The 17,558-nt window shown below is 45.9% G+C and carries 5 protein-coding genes and 1 pseudogene; 1 reads left to right on the forward strand and 5 read right to left on the reverse strand.

Annotation, left to right across the window (positions count from 1 at the left end):
• Positions 1 to 191: 191 nt before the first annotated feature.
• Positions 192 to 1,214: an ABC transporter ATP-binding protein gene (locus QUB13_RS23405; RefSeq protein WP_333385453.1), complete on the reverse strand. Its 1,023-nt coding sequence runs from the start codon at positions 1,212 to 1,214 to the stop codon at positions 192 to 194.
• Between the two features lie 380 nt (positions 1,215 to 1,594).
• On the opposite strand from QUB13_RS23405, the pseudogene QUB13_RS23410 reads away from it, so the two are divergent.
• A pseudogene (locus QUB13_RS23410) lies at positions 1,595 to 2,664 on the forward strand (IS630 family transposase).
• Between the two features lie 39 nt (positions 2,665 to 2,703).
• Here QUB13_RS23410 and QUB13_RS23415 read toward each other — a convergent pair.
• From QUB13_RS23415 to QUB13_RS23430, 4 genes are all read right to left on the reverse strand, one after another.
• A complete protein-coding gene (locus tag QUB13_RS23415) occupies positions 2,704 to 4,077 on the reverse strand; it encodes an aspartate aminotransferase family protein (protein ID WP_333385456.1) in 1,374 nt (457 codons plus the stop codon).
• Positions 4,078 to 4,136: 59 nt separating this feature from the next.
• Positions 4,137 to 8,477, reverse strand: coding sequence for a non-ribosomal peptide synthetase family protein (locus QUB13_RS23420; RefSeq protein ID WP_333385459.1), 4,341 nt, complete (start codon positions 8,475 to 8,477; stop codon positions 4,137 to 4,139).
• Positions 8,478 to 8,545: 68 nt separating this feature from the next.
• Positions 8,546 to 14,302: a non-ribosomal peptide synthetase gene (locus QUB13_RS23425; protein WP_333385463.1), complete on the reverse strand. Its 5,757-nt coding sequence runs from the start codon at positions 14,300 to 14,302 to the stop codon at positions 8,546 to 8,548.
• Complete coding sequence (locus QUB13_RS23430) at positions 14,299 to 17,538, reverse strand: non-ribosomal peptide synthetase (RefSeq protein WP_333385467.1); 3,240 nt, start codon at positions 17,536 to 17,538, stop codon at positions 14,299 to 14,301. The genes QUB13_RS23425 and QUB13_RS23430 overlap by 4 nt, the downstream gene beginning before the upstream one ends.
• Positions 17,539 to 17,558: the final 20 nt, after the last annotated feature.

Raw genomic sequence — 17,558 nt, forward strand, 5'->3', positions numbered from 1 at the left:
TCTTACACGTTGTCTACGCCGAACGCGAGTCAAAGTCTTTTGAGGTAAGGGTTTTAGGCTTATTCAGCAAGCCCTAAATAGGACTAAGGCAAAAGAAACCCGGTTTCTTAAAAAAATCTGGTTTGGCGACGAGAAATCTGTAAAGAAACCGGGTTTCTGACCCCGCGCGTGGAGCTTCCAATTAAACTAAATTACGATCGCATCGCCGCCTTTTGTTCCGCCTTCAAATCGCGGTTGCTAGCAGCAGCCAACTCCGCATCCAACAGCGTCTTACCAGTCGCCGCTAAATACACATCATCCAAACTCGGCCGAGATTGAGCAATCCCAAACGCAGGCAATCCCGCATCTTTCAAAGCTTGCTGAATGCTCACCAGCGCATCGCTTTGGGTACTCACTACCAAATTGAGAGAATTTCCTTGGGCGCTGTTGATAATTACTTCCTGTACAAAAGGCAGAGACTGCATTAAAGCTTGGGCTTTTTGGGCTTCTTCGATCGGCGAAAACTCCCGAATCCGCAAAGTCACCCGATCGCCCCCAACCCGATTTTTCAACTCCTCCGGCGTGCCCTGTGCAATCACCGTACCCTTGTCAATAATCGCCACGCGATCGGCCAAAGCATCCACTTCTTCGAGATAGTGACTCGTAATCAAAACCGTCGTACCTTCCTCCCGCAAGCGCCGCAGGAAATCCCACACCACCACCCGACTTTCAATATCGAGCCCCACAGTCGGTTCGTCTAACACCAAAACATCCGGCTGGTGAAGCAACCCAGCAGCCAAATCCAAGCGCTTGCGGATACCGCCGGAATACGTACCAGTCTTTTTATTTTCCCACTCCTCCAAACCGAGGAGTTTCACCATTTCGTCAATCCGCCCTTTAATCGTAGGGCGCGGCAAATGGTAAAGCGCCGCTTGCAGTTGCAGGAGTTCCCGGCCCGTCAACACCTTATCGAGAGCCACTTCTTGAGCCACATAGCCTAGTCTCTGTCGAGCAATTCTCGGCTGGCTGACAGCGCAAATGCCAGACACTTCAATGCGTCCGCTGTCTGGCGATGTTAAAGTACAAAGTACCCGCAGGGTAGTGGTTTTACCAGCACCGTTGGGCCCTAGCAAACCAAATATTTCCCCCGGTTCTACCTTGAAGGAAACATCTTTAACGGCTTCTACAGTGCCGTAGCGTTTCTGAAGATTTTCAATTAAAACGGCGGGAGCCATATATTTTGGGGATGAACTGGTTGTTAATATTTTGACACTTCTGGGCTTGATTTGCCGGAATCTCGAAATTCAAAGCCCAAGTCTCCATAGAAACCGGGTTTTTTGGCGAACCCGCGCATCTCAACCTTTAATCCCTCTCCACAACCCAATTTGCTTAAGATTGATGCGCCGAGGCAGAAACCGGTTTTTTTTAACGAACCCGCGCATCTCAACCTTTAATCCCTGTCCAAAACCCGGTTTCTTTAATATTTATGCGCCAGTTCTGATTTCTTTTCTCGGTTATTGATGTTTTTATCAAAAAAAATGGAGTTAACTATAACTTCTTATACCATTTTTATAAAGTTATGATAGATTTATATAAAGTAAAGGAGAACATTAAAATGTCTGGTCGTCCTCATATAAAGATTGCCGAACCTGTAGAAGTATTGCTAAAGATTGGGAAACAACAAAAAAAAATTAGCATATAATAAAGTTCAAATGATTTATTTATTTCAATCAAAAAAAGTAGAAACAGTCCGAGAAGTATCGTCGGTTTTGGGTAAAAGTGAAACCACAATTCATCGCTGGCTCTTTCAATATAAAGAGGGTGGTCTGGAAAACTTGTTAAAAAATCGGCAGATTTTTGGCAGACCCAAGAAGTTTTCAGTTGACGTAGCGGCTGCATTACAACAATAATTGAGAGACCCAGAAGGATTTTCCAGTTATAAAGAAGTTCATCTCTGGCTCTGGTCGATCAAAGAAATACCTAGTAGTTATCAAGCTGTATACTCCTTGGTTAAAGGGGAGTTGAAAAGTAAATCAAAAATCCCAAAAACCCGCAGTAGGAAACAAAAGCCAACGGCAATCAATGAATTCAAGAATAGCCTGCCTCAAAAAATCAAAGCCTTGCTGGATCGAGATCCTGACCAAGTAAAGAAATACAAGAAAGTTCTGTTTTGGTGTGGTGACGAAACTCGATTAGGACTACATACAATTCAGAGACGAAGGATAACACTACGGGGTGTAAAGCCCGTAGGAGAACATCAATGGAAATTTAAATGTTTCTGGCATTAGGTCGCCGTATCCCCATCTACTGGAAGAAGTTTTTTTTGGGAGTTTTCCCATTTAGATAAAGTTTGTTTTCAAGCATATTTGGAACAATTGTCGCTTGAATATCCCGATGAATTGCATATTATTCAAGTCCTGGATGCTCCCGGTCATCTTTTAAGCACATCTGAATTGCCAGACAATATTATTTTACTATTTCAGCCTCCTCATTGTCCTGAAGTAAATCCAACAGAAAGAGTGTGGGAATACATCAAAGAATTTTAAGCGAAAGTTAGTTTTTAGTGATCTTGACGAACTCCGCGTAAAAGTTCAGGAAATCTTAGCATCTTTAACGAATCATGTCATTGGTTTTCTCACAGGATGGTCTTGGATTTTACATTCTTTATCTCTAGCACATCTTTAAAAAAATGGTGTTAGTTTGGCATGGTAAGTAAGGAAGAGCCTAAACAACTTCTGCTTGGGGATGAGAAGAAACCGGGAAAAAGCCTCCTTCGCGCATTTCTTGAATACTCTCTTTAACTGCCTGAATGATGCGATCGATGTCTTCATTAGTGTGAGCGGTGGAGAGAAAGCAGCTACGACCTTCGGATATGAAAATACGCTTTTCAAGTAAGTGAAAAAGTAGCGGATCTATCTCAACCGAGGCAGCAGCGCGAAATTGCGATCCGAAATTTACAAGCCAGACAGAGACTTCATTTTCTTTGAAATAAGCATTCAGGGTTTCAACTAGGTGTGAAGTGCGCTGATTCAACTGCTGCTGAAGGGCTGGGCCTTGACTTTTAAGATAGCGCAGCACGGAACGCGCAGCGGCCAGAGCAAGTGGGTGCTTGCAAAAAGTACCGGCAAAAATTGTTGTTTTTATCTGGGGGGAGGAATCATCGCCGTAGTTCCACAAACCGCCGTCAATTTTATCCATATAAGCAGCTTTTCCAGCGATAATTCCAATCGGCATACCACCCCCGACAATTTTACCGTAAGTTGCAATATCTGCCTCAATACCAAACCACCCCTGCGCCCCGCCTTGATGAATTCGGAAACCAGTAACCATTTCATCAAAAATCAGCGCAATTTCTGATTCTTTTGTTAATTGTCTGAGTTGGTGGAGAAATTCTTTGGGTTGTAAATCGAGACGGCGGCTTTGCACCGGCTCGACGAGAACCGCCGCTAATTCATGCTGGTGAGCTTTGATCATTTCCAGGGCGTGAGGGCTTCCGTAATCCAAAACTAAAACATCTTGAATAAAATTAGCGAGAATTCCTGGCGCTTTTGGAATGGTGCATAAATCGCCATTGATCTTTTTTAGAACTGCGAGAGTTCCGTCAAAATGACCGTGATAAGAACCAGAAAACAAAGCAATTTTATTGCGTTTAGTTGCCGCTCTAGCTAATCGTAAAGCTGCCATCACTGCTTCGGTGCCGGTATTAGAAAAAGCGACGCGCTCCATCCCCGTCAGTTCGCAGATTAATTCCGCAACTTCTCCGGCAATTTCTGCTTGAGGGCCAATTTGCACGCCGCGATCGAGTTGCTCTAATAAGGCTTCTTTAATAAAGGTCGGATTATGACCGAAAAGATTGATGCCAAATCCCATCGTGATATCGATGTATTCGTTGCCATCAACATCCCATATTTTAGAGCCAAGCGAGCGATCGGCGACAATGGGATAAAACATCTCCTTAACGGGAAGGCGAAACCCATCAGAAGCCCGATTATCAGCCAGAACCGGACGGTATTTTTGCGCGAAATTCTTAGATGTCTTTGTGCGATCGGTGTAGCGCTCTATGAGCGCTTTCATGTGTCTTTGCTGCAATTCGTTCATTTTGAAGTCTCCAGAGATTGAGCTAGGTAGGGACGCAATACTTTGCGCCCTTATAGGTTTTAATTGTGGCTACCTATCAAGCCACAATCGGCGAGATAGGAAAGGTAAGTGCGAAACAGATTCGCATCCGCTTGCGGACAGGTGATGTCAGTGGTAGCAAGTCCATCTAGTGTATTTTTGCAATCGAACTGTAGCGTTCCTGATTGTGACATTTCCGTTTCAGAAACTTTTTCTGAAAAAAGACCGACAAGCGGGTACAAAGCATGATCGGGAGAATTTCCAGCGCGATTCACAATTTCTGCTTGCCAAGTCTCAGACGAAACTCGTTTGATTGGATAACCCATTGAGCAAATCCAGCCCAGCAATTCACTCATTTGAAAGGACTGAGTGTTGACTAAATGAAAAGTCTTTCCGAGCAATTCTTTTTGCCTCGAAAGATGAACGATCGCTCGGCTCACATAGTCAACAGGCGCTACATTCATCAGCTTATCGTCATCGGGCGCACATCCAAGTTGCACGCAACCAGCGATTAACCTGTACAGTAAGTCACTGGGATTGCAGGCCCCTGTTTGGCTGTCCCCAGAAATGCGACCTGGCCTGTAAATGCTAACAGGAATCCCGCGATCGCGCGCAACCTCTACTAACTTTTCTGCCACCCACTTAGTCTGAGTGTAAGCGCCTTTTAGACCCTCTCCCGGAGTGAGTTCATCCTCCTCTCGCACCACCTTAATCCCAGATTCTCCCCTTGCCGAGAAAACGGAAATCGTAGAAATTAAATGGACTGGTTTTAGCTTACTTTGACTCGCCAATCTCAGAACTTCCTGCGTCCCCAAAACGTTAGCGGGTTTGAGAACCGAGTAGGGATAAGTAAACTTGACAAACGCGCCGTTGTGGTAAATGACATCAATTTTACTGGCTAAAACTCGGAACTGCTCCTCGGAAAGCCCCAACAGTGGTTGAGACAAATCTCCAGCAATTGGGATAATGCGATCGCTGCTGCTTTCATCCCAAATTAAATAGGATTCCAGGCTGCTTTGAATCCGCTTTTTAGCTGATTCTGCATCGGCAGAACGGACTAGGCAATAAATTTCTGCTTGAGTTTGTTGCAAGAGATCGCGGAGTAAAAAGGCTCCCAAAAAGCCCGTCGCCCCTGTTAAGAGAATGCAAGCTGGTTCAGTTTTTGGCTCGCTCAATGGAGTTGCAGGGCGGATGGCTGGGTCTAGGATAGCTTCAGCATTAATATCGAAATTCGAGGGGCGATCGCCCGCTGTGTTGCCCCCTTGTTGCATTTCGATTTTTTCAGCTAAACCAGCTACAGTAGGAGCTTCAAACAAAACGCGCAAAGGCAATTCCACCTGAAAAGATTCTCGCACTTTGGCTAACAACTGAGTAATCAGTAATGAGTGTCCCCCCAAGTCAAAGAAATTATCGTGAATTCCTACCTTTTTAAGGTTGAGAAGCTGGCTCCAAATTCCGGCAAGAATCTCCTCACCGGGAGTGCGAGGGCCTACAAACGTATCTGTAAAATTGGCTGCTATGGACGGTGCAGGAAGCGCTTGAGGGTCTATTTTGCCATTGGGAGTCAGTGGCAGCGCTTTCAGAACCACAAAAGCAGAAGGTATCATGTATTCGGGCAGTTGTTCTTTGAGGAATGAACGCAGGCTTTCAATCAGTTGTGAGTCCTGAACGCTGAGTTTTGAGTGAGCAACGATATAGGCGACTAAACGCTGATTTCCCGGTTCATTTTCCTGAAGTACAACGACTGCCTCGCGTACAGAGGGATGATGAGACAGCCCCGCCTCAATTTCCCCCAATTCAATGCGGAAACCTCGCAGCTTTACTTGGCGATCGACGCGATCGATAAATTCTATATTTCCGTCTGGCAAATAGCGAGCTAAGTCGCCAGTTTTGTAAAGTCGAGTTTCCGGTTCCTGAGTCAATGACTTGCTAATAAATTTTTCTGCGGTGAGTTCTGGTTGGTTTAGATAGCCGCGAGCCAATCCCGCACCAGCAATATATAATTCACCGGCCACCCCTACAGGAACCGGCTGCAAGTGCGAATCGAGCAAATAAATCTGCGTGTTGGGTAGCGGGCGACCTAAAGGAACTGTCTCGGAAATGCGATCGCCTTGCATTTTTACCTGATAAGTCAGCACGCCTACAGTTGTTTCTGTCGGCCCGTAATGGTTGAATATCGAGCAGTCTGGATTGTATTTCTGAATTCTTTCAATTAAATTCCACATCAAAGGCTCACCGCCGAGAATTAATCGCTTTTTAGGTAAGATTTGCGAGGCGTTAGAATCGCTCAACAAAGCTTTTAAGTGAGAGGGAACAATTTTCAGACAATCGATAGAATGTTGCTGAAAATAAGCGGCAATTGCTTGAGGATCTGTTGCGCGTTCTTGAGAGATGATGTGGAGGCACCCGCCCGAACACAAAGCGGGGAAAATAACAGTGTGTCCTAAGTCTGCTGCGAAGGTGGAAACGGTGGCAAAATTGGCAGTCGGTGGCAGGTTTAATTTTTCCTGAATGCCGTGCAGGTAATTGAGCAGTTGCCGGTGTTCAATGGCGACTCCTTTGGGTGTGCCGGTGGAACCGGAAGTGTAAATGACATAAGCTAAATTTTCAGGAGAGAGAGGGGGAGAGGGAGAGGGGGAGACAGAGGGAATTTCTGCGTCTAAGCAGACGATCTGTGCTTGAGTTTCAGGCAAATTTTTGAGGAGATGCTGTTGGGTTAACAGCACTGGAGTCCGAGCATTTTGCAACATCAATGCTAGGCGCTCTTTGGGCATGGCTGGGTCGAGCGGTAGGTACGCGCCACCTGCTTTGAGGATGCCTAGAATTCCAGCGATCGCCTCTAAAGAGCGATCGACGCAAAGGCCGACAATTACCTCTGGCTTGACACCTAATTGCTGCAAGTAATGGGCGATTTGGTTAGCGCGGGCGTTGAGTTCGCTGTAGGTAATTTGCTGATTTTCACAAACAGCAGCTATACGGTTGGGCGATCGCTCTGCTTGTTCTTCAAAGAGCTGATGAACGCACTTATCGAGCTGGTAATCTGCTTTGGTGCTGTTTAATTCTAGTAATAACTGATGTCGGGCGCGATCGCTCAGCATTTCGAGTTGGTCGATCGCGGTTTGTGGATTGCTGGCTGCACTTTGCACCAAGGCGTAAAATTGCTCTGCCAAGCACCGGATACTATTGTCTGCAAGGAAGATAGGATCGTAGTGAAACTCAGCGGCGAGCGAGTTATTTTGGCGGTGGCAAGAAAGTTTAACTTTGAAGCGATCGCCGCACGCATACTGCTTGTCAATTGAAAAAAATACGCCACTAGCCGAATGCTTTTCGAGCTGTTCCTCAAACTCGAAACAAAATGGAAAGCCGGAAGAGTTGCCTAAATATTCGTGGGAGAAATATTCTTGATACTTGTATGCCTCGCATTCTTCCTGCTGAATTTGCTGCCAGGTTTCCGCGAAGGAAAAATTTTCGGTTAGTTGGCTCGACAGCGGTAAAAATTTGGCAAACAGCCCCAGCGCTGGCTCTAGTTCTTCGTATTTTCGACCGTCGAATGCCACGCCAACAGTGAGCTCTGATTCGCCAATCAGCCGCCAGAGCAAAATTTTCCAGCAAGCGAGCAAGAATGTAGAAAGTGAGGTGTTGTACTGGCGGGCGATCGATTCCACTTTTTTTAGCAAAGCTAACTCTAATTTGACCTCAAAAGCTTGGGGAGTAAATTGAGCTGGCGCGTTGATTAATCTATTTTCAAACGGCAACCTTAAACTCGCTAGCGCCGATAAATCTTGTCTAGTCCAGTATTCTTTGCCCTCCGCCGCTTCCTCATCTTCGAGCAATTCATTTTGCCATTCGGAAAATTGAACGTATTGTACAACTTCATCGGAAAGTTCTTCGCCGTGAAGGGAGGCAGCATAGCACTGGCTGAGTTCTCGAACCAGATTTTTTAGTGTGCGACTATCGGCGCACAGTGCTGGTAAGCTGACTAACAAAATATGCCTCTCAGATGAAAGTGTAATTAAAGACAAGCGCCAAACAGGATTGCCCTCGAAGTTGAATAAAGCGCTCTTTTCTTGCTGAAAAATATCTTCAAGTTTGGCTTCTTCCTCCTGGGGAGTCCCTTCACTCAAGTTAACCCAGTTCCACGAAACAAAGCTATGTTCGGAAATAACTTGTATAGGAATTTTTAGCCCTGGCCTTCGCTGAAAACTGGTTCGGATAATTTCGTGACGCTTACTCACTTTTTCTAAAGCTTTTTTTAGGTTGTCAGTTTGAAGACTTCCCTCGATCAAAATAGCGGATTGAATGCGATAAGCAGGGCTGTCTTGCTGCAACAGCCACAGATATTTTTGCTGGGGTGAAAGCCGAAATCCATTAATTGTTTGCATTGTTTTTATTTCTCAAAGCACTACTTTATTCTCGTTTACAGGTTCTGCGTGGAAGAGATGAGAGGGAATTAAATTCCTAATTCAGGAATCATTTCGCCCATCGCTACAACAATTTTTCGCGAACCGATAAATGGATTGCGACTGTGAGCGACAAGCATATTATCTAGCATTAAGATGTCTCCTGCTTGCCAGGGAAAACTAACAGCAGCTTGCGCGTACACTGCCTGAATTTCTTCCATTACCGAGTCTTCAATAGGAGTGCCGTCACCGTAATAGACATTGCGGGGGAGGTTCTCTTCTCCAAAAACAGAGAGCAAGGAAGCGCGGGTTGCCGCATCTAAGCAGGAAATGTGGTGCAAGGGAAGTTGGTTAAAAAATACCATCTCTCCAGTTTTTTGGTGCTTGGCAATTGCGGGGCGAATTTTGCGAGTTCTCAAATTATTTCCTGCTTTCCACTCAAATTTCATCCCAGCTTGCCGGCAGTATTCCTCAACCACCGATTTGTCTTCCGTTTTGAAAAAATCTTTCCAGCTTACATCCAGTCCGTCTGTGTAGTTACGGACGTACATAATTTGCTTTTGGGCAAATTTTTCTCTTAGTTTCGGGTCTAGCAACTGGTAAATTTTACGGCAGTCAACAATCGGCGTTTCTCCGCCTTGTTGCGCTGGCTGAACGCAGAAAAACCAGATTTTCATCGGCCAGCGGTGCAGGTGCGAACTCTCGCTGTGAAATAAGATAGCTTGATCTGCTGGGTAAGGAGTTGAACCGTAAACTTTTCCGCTAACTCCTTCGCGTGGCAAATCCCCGTACTCCCCAAATAATTCAGGACAAATTGCGTGAGCAAACTGCTCGAAAGCAGAAACCACAGGCTCAATGAATCCTCGAAACAGAATTGCTCCGTGCTGTAGCAATTTTGCTTCTATCAATTCGCGGTTGTTCTTAGCCCAATCTGCGAGATCGACATTATTAACAGAGGGTTTGATGACTAACGGGAATAGTTCCCCAGGCTGAAGAAACTCGGTTTTTATCAACTCGCCTTCAGGCAGAGCAACCTCTTTCGGTTTAATGCTCTTAAACTTGCTGAAATTTAGTTTTTCGCGCTTTAGTTCTTGCATGGTTTGTTTTTGTTTTTCAGCTTCCGTGATAATTTCCAAGTTGTTTAACCGAGTTTCTGGCTGCGCTACAATGCTGCTGAGAAGGGTTTCAAAGCGATTTGACATTTGCTCGATGGTGGCGCAGTCGAAAAGACCTGCATTATATTTCCAACTACCGGCAATTCCCCGCTCGGTTTCCCCCACGAAGAGAACTAAATCGAATTTCGCAATTTCGCTGTCAACTTCTAACGGAGTTAAAGTTAAATTGCCCAGCTTTAAAGCAGGCATCGGCATATTTTGCATGACGAATAAAACTTGAAAGATTTGTGGCTGATTTAGAGTGCGATCGGGGCGCAATCCCTCCACTAATTTGTCGAAGGGTAAATCTTGATGAGCGTAGGCTTTTAAAGTTACTTCGCGCACCCTTGCGAGCAATTCGCAAAAAGTGGGATTGCCACTCAAATCAGTCCGCAAAACGAGGATATTGACAAAGAAGCCTATTAAAGCTTCTGTCTCAATTTGGGTGCGATTTGCCAGGTCTGTGCCGACAATGATGTCATCCTGATTTGTATAGCGATATAGCAGCGTTTCTAAAGCGGCTAGCATCGTCATAAATAGGGTGGCACTTTCTTGACGACTCAGCTTATTGAGGGCTTGCGAAAGGGTTGGGGAAAGCTGGAACGGTTGAAGGGCAGCCCGATAGGTAGAAACATTAGAGCGCGGTTGTTTGGTAGGCAGTTGCAGCACTGGCAAAGGATTGCCTAAGTGTTGCTTCCAATAGGCAAGTTTTGTTTCTAAAACTTCCCCAGAAAGCCACTTTCGCTGCCACACGGCATAATCGGCGTATTGAAGGGGAAGCTCAGAAAGTGGGGAAGGTTTTCCAACACAAAAAGCTTCGTAGAGTGCAGCCATTTCCCGCACGAGTACCCCTAGGGACCAGCCATCTGCAACGATGTGATGAATGGTTAGCAATAATATAGATTCTGTCTCGTTTAACTGTAGCAAAGTAACGCGCATTAATGGCCATTTTGCTAAGTCAAAAGGTTGTCGCGCTTCTTCAAGAGCGAGTCGCACCGCTTCGGCTTCCCGCTGCGAGTGAGGAAATTCCCGCAAGTCTATGACTGAAAGCGCGAAAGTCGGAGAGGGAATAATCGTTTGAATCGGTCGCCCTTCCACTGTGTTAAAAATTGTCCGCAAGGCTTCGTGGCGAGCGATAATTGTTTGGAAACTGCGCTGTAATGCTGTCACGTCGATCGCGCCTTTCAAGCGCACGGCTGCGGGAATATTGTACGCTGGATCGCCCGGTTGCAATTGATCGACGAACCAGAGCCGCTGTTGTGCAAAGGAAAGGGGCAATTCTCCCTCCCGCGAGACGCGATCGATGGGGGGTGCTTTCAGGTTTTGCTCGGTGCGATATTGCAAGAGGCTTTCGGTCACAGTTGCGACGGTAGGCGATTCAAATAAAACGCGCAGGGGCAATTCAATTTGAAACGCTTCTCGCAGGCGGGCGATCGCCTGAGTAGCCAGCAATGAATGACCTCCCAATTCAAAGAAGTTATCGTGAATGCCAACTCGCTCTAAACCGAGAACTTCCGCCCAAATTTCTGCTATTAATTGCTCGTCGGGAGTTCGAGGCTCGGTAAAATTGCTCTCGAATTCCGCTGTGTTTGTGTCAGGTGCTCTTAGCGATCGCCGATCGATTTTTCCATTAGGCGTTAAAGGCATTGCTTCCAGCAGCACAAACGCTGACGGTATCATGTACTGCGGCAGTTTTTGTTTGAGAAAGACACGCAAGTGATTAATAAATTCTGAATTCGTAGGAGCAGTGTTCCCGTGTCCGCCCCGGAGTTCTGAGTTAACAACGATATAAGCTACTAAACGCTTGTCGCCCGGATTATCCTCTCGAACCAGTGCGATCGCTTCTCGCACGGCCGGGTATTGGCTGAGTACCGCTTCAATTTCGCCTAATTCGATGCGAAATCCGCGAACTTTCACCTGGTGGTCGCTGCGCCCCATAAATTCAATGTTTCCATCTGGGAGATAGCGAGCCAAGTCCCCGGTTTTATAGAGGCGTTCTGAAAGAATAAACGATGAAGGATGAATGAAGCATGAAGCATGAATTCCGTCCTCTGCAAAGGGGTTAGGAATAAACTTCTCTGCGGTCAGTTCCGGTCGGTTTAGGTAGCCTCTAGATAAGCCGGCACCGCCGATGTGCAGTTCGCCAAATATGCCAACGGGAACTGGCATTAAATAGCGGTCTAATATGAAAATTTGAGTGTTAGCAATCGGGCGACCGATGGAAACTGATTCATCTTTGCGATCGACCTGATAGAGAGTAGACCAGATAGTGGTTTCTGTAGGGCCGTATAAATTCCACACAGCAGCGCCACGCAAAAGCAACTGATTGGCGAGCTGTCGGGGTAAAGCTTCTCCCCCGCACAGTATTTTTAATTGATTGTTTCCCGGCCATCCTGCTGCTAAAAGCATTTTCCAACTGGCTGGAGTAGCTTGCATAACTGTCGCGCCAGAATTTGTTAATGTTTCTAACAGCTTTTCCCCGTTTGATGCCACTTCTCGGCTGGCTACAACGACGCGAGAACCTGTTGTAATAGGCAGGAAAAGTTCCAGCGCTGCAATGTCAAAAGATAAGGATGTTACTGCTAGCCAAACATCTCGGTCTGCGATCGCGAGTTGTTGGTGCATAGAACTCAAGAAGTTAACGGCAGAGGCGTGGGAAATTTGCACTCCTTTGGGTTGACCTGTTGAGCCTGAAGTATAGATGACATAGGCTAAATTTGAGGAATTTTGTAAACCCACGACTGGCTCGTCGCAGCTCGATATGCCTTCCCTATCTGCATCCAGAAACACGATAGAGGCGCTATTTTTTGGCAGTGTTTCTAATAGTTTTTGCTGAGTGAGTAACACTGAAATTTGCGCGTCTTCTAGCATGAATGCAAGGCGCTCTGGCGGATATGCTGGATCGAGGGGAACGTAAGCACCACCGGCTTTGAGGATGCCGAGAAGCCCTACCACCATGTCTAGGGAGCGATCGACATAAATTCCTACCAAAAATTCTGGATTGACACCGATTTTTTGCAAGTAACTTGCGAGGTTATTTGCTTTTTTGTTCAGATCCCGGTAAGTCAGACATTCATTTTCAAAAACGACAGCGATCGCATCTGGTGTCAGTTCTGCCTGGGCTTCAAATAGTTCATGTATGCACTTATCTTGCGGAAAATTCGATTGAGTATTGTTCCACTCGAATAGTAGTTGCTGCTGTTCAGGTTTTGTCAAGATTGGCAAAATTGAAAGGCGCTGTTCGGGATTGGTAGCTATACTTTCTAGTAAGGTAATAAAATGTCCGGCTATCCGTCGTGCAGTGCTAGCGTCAAACAAATCTTGGCTATACTCAAGCGTTCCATTAATACCCTCTAATCCTTCCTCCAGGTCAAGCGCTAAATCAAATCTCGCCGTTTTTCGTTCTATTTCTAAATTGCTCAACATCACTCCTGGCAATTTTATCTGCGGTGTCCGAACATTTCGCAGAGAGAACAACACCTGAAATAGCGGATTATGACTTAAATCTCGTTCGTGGTGTAGGATTTCTACCAGTTTCTCGAATGGTAAATCCTGGTGGTTATACGCGCCGAGAGCTACTTCTCGCACGCGAGCCAGTAACTCTTTAAAAGTTGGGTTGTTCGACAGATTGGTTCGGAAAACTAAAGTGTTAGCAAATAAGCCAATTAATTCCTCGATTTCGCGTCGGTTGCGGTTAGCAATGGGGGAGCCGACTAAAATATCTTCTTGCCCGGTGTAGCGATAAAGCAATGTTTTAAACGCTGCCAGTAGGGTCATAAATAAAGTAGCTTTTTCCCGCTGGCTCAATTGGACGATTTCCTCTGCGATTGCCTTGGGAATAGTAAATTTATGCACCGCACCTCGGAAGCTTTGTATTGCCGAGCGGGGGCGATCTGTTGGCAAATTTAGTACAGGAAGATTGCCTCCGAGCTGTTTTTTCCAGTAAGCAAGCTGCGTCTCTAAAACTTCTCCTTGCAACCACTGGCGCTGCCAACTTGCAAAGTCTGCGTACTGTACCGACAGTTCGGGAAGGGGAGAAGGTTTGCCAGTGCAAAAGGCTTGATAAAACGTGGCGAGTTCCTGAATGAATATTCCCATTGACCAGGCATCGAAAATGATGTGGTGCGTACTCAATAGCAGCACCCAGTTTGAATCGCTCAATTGCAGCAATTTGGCACGTAATAAGGGTGCTTGTGACAAATCGAAAGCAAGCTTTGCTTCTGCGGCGATCAACCGTTCAATTTCGCGATCGCGTTCAGTTTCAGGAAGCGATCGCAAATCTATTTCTAAAATTTTCAATTCCAGATTTGAAGCGATCGCCTGAATGGGTTGCCCATTTATTGTCTTAAAAGCCGTTCGCAAAACTTCATGACGCTTGACAAGTTCGTTGAGACTGCGATCGAGGGCTGTGGCGTCGAGTGTGCCCGTCAAACGCACGCCGGCGAGGATATGATAGGTAAAGTTGCCTGCATTTAGTTGCTCAAAAAACCATAACCGCTGTTGAGCAAACGACAGAGGAAAAGTGTTAGACTCTCGACTTTGAGGCAGAATTTTTGCTAGCGAAACGCTTTCTTTTTTAGGGTTGAGTCGCTGCAACAGCAACTCGCGCTTTTGGGGAGAAAGACCCGCGATGCGTTCAATTAAATCACTCATTTGCTGACTCCTTGCTGGGCGAGAATTTCCTGAATTTGTGCTTCTGAAAGTTGATCGAGGTCTGCTAACACCCTCGCTAGCATTTCACTGTCTGTTTGTTCGACTTGCTTTTGCGCGATCGCTACAGCAAAATCGGCGACAGTCGCAGACTCAAATAAACGGTGCAAAGGCAACTCGACCTGAAATGCTTGGCGCACTCTGGAAATTACTTGAGTGGCTAATAGGGAATGCCCTCCTAATTCAAAAAAGTTGTCGTAAATGCCGACTTTTTCAAGTTTGAGAACTTCAGCCCAGATAGCGGCTAAAACTTCCTCGATATTTGTGCGAGGCGCGACAAAGTTTTCTGTCAACTCCGGCCGCATTTCGTCAGGTTCTGGCAGCGATCGCCGATCGATCTTTCCATTAGGAGTTAAAGGCAAACTTTTGAGCATTACAAAAGCCCAAGGCACCATGTACTCAGGCAATTTTGTCGCTAAAAAACGGCGAAGTTCGCTGCTGCTTGGTGCTGGTTTATGCTCAGAAATCAAATAAGCCACGAGGCGCTTTTGTGCCATCTCGTCTTCCCGCGCCATAACTACAGCCTGCACGATATCTGGATGCTGCCCTAACGCTGCCTCAATTTCTCCCAATTCAATGCGGAAACCCCGGATTTTTACTTGACTGTCAATTCGCCCGATAAATTCGATGTTTCCGTCTGGCAAATAGCGAGCCAAATCACCCGTTTTGTACAGTCGTGTTTTTGCTTGCGTGTCAAATGGATTGCGAATAAATTTTTCTGCGGTTAATTCAGGGCGATTAAGATATCCGCGTGCCAAATTATCACCGCCGACGTACAGTTCACCAGGTACGCCTATCGGCACCGACTGCAAGTAAGAATCCAAGATATAAATCTGAGTGTTGGCAATCGGAAGACCGAGTGGAACTGTCTCAAAATCGCACCCAGTTTTATCAAAATCCACTTGATAAGTCAGCACACCTACAGTTGTTTCTGTTGGCCCGTAGTGATTGAAGACTGAGCAACTGGGAGCAAGATTCCGAAGTGTTTTAATTAAGCTCCATTTGGCAGCTTCACCACCTAAAATAAGCCGTTTCCCAGGCAAAATTGACTTTGGTTGGGAGGAATTTAAAAGGGCGGCTAGATGAGAGGGAACTATTTTGAGGCAGTCGATGGGATTGCGGGAAAAATATTCACCCAGTGCTTCTGGATCGGTGGCGCGTTCTTGGGAGATAATATGCAGGCAACCGCCGAAACAAAGGGCGGGAAAAATAACGGTGTTTCCTAAGTCGGCGGCGAAGGTGGAAACGGTAGCAAAACTGGCACCAGATGGCAGGTTTAATCTTTCCTGAATAGCGTACAGGTAATTGAGCAGTTGTCGATGTTCGATCGCTACTCCCTTGGGGATGCCAGTGGAACCGGAAGTATAGATGACATAAGCTAAATTGTCTGTAGAAACAGGGGGCGTGTAAGAGGCAGAAACAGTCGGAATATCTCGATCGATGCAAACAATATTTGCCTGAGTTTTCGGCAAGCTTTCGATGAGCCGCTGTTGTGCGAGCAAAACCTTCACCTGAGCGTCTTCTAGCATGAGTGCTTTGCGATCTACTGGGGTTGCCGGATCGATCGGCAAATAGGCACCACCTGCTTTGAGAATGCCCAGCATTCCTACGATTGTTTCTAAAGAGCGATCGACGCAAATTCCGACAATTGCCTCTGGCTCAACTCCCAAGTTTTGCAGGTGATGAGCCAGTTGATTGGTGCGATCGTTGAGTTCTCGGTAGGTGATTTGTTCACTTTCAAAGACAACGGCAATGCTATCTGGCGTGCGATCGGCTTGTTCTTCAAAAAGCTGGTGAACGCACTTGTCTGTCGGGTAATCTTTTTGAGTTTGGTTAAAGTCAATGAGAAGTTGGTGACGATCGCGATCGCTAAGTATATTTAACTGACTAATGGGAATTTGTGGACTTTTTACTGCACTTTCTAATAGTGCCTGAAAGTGTTTTGACAAGCGTTTGATATCTTCAGCTTCAAATAAAGCCGGATCGTAGCAAAAATCGGTGATTAAGCAATTGCCTCGTGAAAGACAGGAAAGTTTAAGTTTGAATGGCTCTAGGCAGGCATCTTGCCGATCGAGGAAAAATGAAACGCCAGACTCGCCATATTTCTCTGGCTCTGTTTCACACTCAAAGCAGATGGGCAAAAAAACGTTACTTTTATCGGATTCTAGAGTTTCTTCCCAGGTGAAATATTCTTGCCAAGTGTGAATATCTTTGAGATTTAGCTCAACTTGTCGCCAAACTTCTACAAAACTGAATTCGTCTTGCAAGTCGCAATGTAGCGGTAAATAGGTACTCAACAGCCCCAGAGAGTGTTCTAATTCTTCATATTTCCTGCCGTTTCCAGTTACGCCGACTATCAGGTTTGGCTGTCTGGTAAGCCGCCAAATTAAAATTTGCCAGCAAGTCAGCAGGAATGTAGAAATATCGCTTTGGTGTTTTTGCGCGATCGCTTCCAATCTGTTCAACAAATCACCCCGAATTTCCACCCTTTCTACTAGCGGCTGAAATTCCGAAGCGGAATTCTGCTTTTCCCAAGGAAGCGTTAAGCAATCCAAAGATTCAAGATTCAGTTTGCGCCAGTATTCTTTGCCGATTGCCGTTTCTTCTGATTCGAGTAACTCATTTTGCCACTCAGCAATATCGGCATATTGCATTGACTCATCAGAGAACTCTTCCCCGCGCCCACAAACTGAGTAGGAAAGACTGAGTTCGCGGGTAAAATTTTTCAGGGTGACACTATCTGCAATTAAGGCAGAGAAGTTCGCCAGCAATAGGTGCTTGTTTTCCCCCAAAGTTACTAAAGAGAGATGCCAAAGTGGGCCGCGCTCAAAATCAAAAGCAAGCAGGTTTAGTTGCTGAAAAAGCGCTTCAATTTTAGCTTCTTGTTCTTCGGGAGACAAACCGCTCAGATTGTGTTCTGAGATAGGAACTTCACCAGTGCTGGCGATCGCTTGCAGGGGTAGTGTCATCCCTGGCAAGCAGTGAAAGCTAGTACGCAGGATTTCGTGCCGATTTACGACATTTTGCAGCGCCTTTTTCAGAATCTCTCGATCGAGGTTTCCTGAAATTAAAATTGCACCTCGAACACGATAGATCTGTTGAGAATTATTTTGCTGTAACCCCCACAAATGTCGTTGCTGTGGAGAAAGTCTAAACCCTTCGATTGTTTCATTTTGCATATCTACTGTTCCTTTCATGG

Source organism: Microcoleus sp. B4-D4, from assembly GCF_036705185.1.
Classification (GTDB): Bacteria; Cyanobacteriota; Cyanobacteriia; order Cyanobacteriales; family Microcoleaceae; genus Microcoleus.

Excerpts from the sequence above, each read along its gene's own strand:
- QUB13_RS23420 (WP_333385459.1), bottom strand. The coding sequence starts at position 8,477 with ATGCAAACAATTAATGGATTTCGGCTTTCACCCCAGCAAAAATATCTG.
- QUB13_RS23430 (WP_333385467.1), bottom strand. The coding sequence starts at position 17,538 with ATGCAAAATGAAACAATCGAAGGGTTTAGACTTTCTCCACAGCAACGA.
- QUB13_RS23415 (WP_333385456.1), bottom strand. The coding sequence starts at position 4,077 with ATGAACGAATTGCAGCAAAGACACATGAAAGCGCTCATAGAGCGCTAC.
- QUB13_RS23405 (WP_333385453.1), bottom strand. The coding sequence starts at position 1,214 with ATGGCTCCCGCCGTTTTAATTGAAAATCTTCAGAAACGCTACGGCACT.
- QUB13_RS23425 (WP_333385463.1), bottom strand. The coding sequence starts at position 14,302 with ATGAGTGATTTAATTGAACGCATCGCGGGTCTTTCTCCCCAAAAGCGC.